This window comes from Pseudomonas turukhanskensis, assembly GCF_027922365.1.
Lineage (GTDB): Bacteria > Pseudomonadota > Gammaproteobacteria > Pseudomonadales > Pseudomonadaceae > Aquipseudomonas > Aquipseudomonas turukhanskensis.
In genome coordinates this window covers 1-1,061 of sequence record NZ_BSFN01000055.1, presented here as the reverse complement: position 1 = coordinate 1,061, position 1,061 = coordinate 1, and the positions used below count along the sequence as shown (strand labels likewise).

Sequence of the window (1,061 nt, the reverse complement as noted above, 5' to 3'; positions counted from 1 at the left end):
GGCTTCATCGAATCGGGAGATCGAGTGATGCCTTGGCCGGAGCGCAGCACTATGTCGATAAGGCGTGAATTTGTTCTGCTGGCGGGACAGCCCCAAAGCAATGTGCGGGAGCTTTGTCGTCGGTATGGCATCAGTCCCAGGACCGGTTACAAATGGCTGGATCGGTACCGTGAGCAAGGCGATGCCGGTTTACAGGATCGGTCCCGACGCCCCCTGAACAGTCCAGGGCGCAGCGACCCGAATGTGGAGCAGGCGGTAGTGCAGCTGCACCATCGCTATCCGTATTGGGGCGCTCGTAAACTGCGTAGCTTGCTGGCTGCGGACAGGGAACCACCTCACCACAGCACCATCGAGGCGATCCTCAAGCGCCACGATTGCCGCGTCCTCTATCACAGCGAGCAAACGCAACCGCCGGCCAACCGCCGTTTTGAGCATCCGAACCCAAATGATCTCTGGCAAATCGACTTCAAAGGCCACGTTGCCCTCAACGATCGCCGTTCGTCTCGCTGCCACCCCTTGACCCTGTTGGACGATCACTCGCGCTTCTCGCTCTGTCTGCAAGCCTGCGAGGGAGAGCGGCTGGAGCTGGTCAAGCCGCGTCTGATCGAGGTTTTTCGTCAATACGGTTTGCCGTTGCGCATCACTGCGGATAACGGACCGCCCTGGGGCTCGAACATCGCTGGCGGGCTATCCACGCTGGAGGTCTGGCTGATGCGTTTGGGGATCGAGGTAAGCCATAGCCGGCCTTACCACCCCCAGACTCAGGGCAAGTTGGAACGCTTTCATCAGACGCTCAAACGTGAAGTCTTGCATCGCTCGTTTAGCGATCTGCAGCACTGTCAGCAGGTAATGACCCGATGGCGAGACGAGTACAACCACTACCGACCGCATGAAGCGCTGGAGCAACGGCCGCCCATAGAACGTTATCGGCCCAGCCCACGTGGCTACCCGGAGCAACTGCCAACAATCGAATACGAACCGGGCGATCACGTGGTGAAAGTACGCCAGACAGGGCAGGTGTATTTCAAAGGACTGAACGTGTTCGTGAGCGGCGGTTTACA

At 59.0% G+C, this 1,061-nt stretch carries 1 protein-coding gene; it reads left to right on the top strand.

The features are described from left to right. Positions 1-27 precede the first annotated feature (27 nt). Positions 28-1,061: IS481 family transposase (locus PKE98_RS26910; RefSeq protein WP_309298768.1), on the top strand; the 1,034-nt coding region annotated here is incomplete at its 3' end.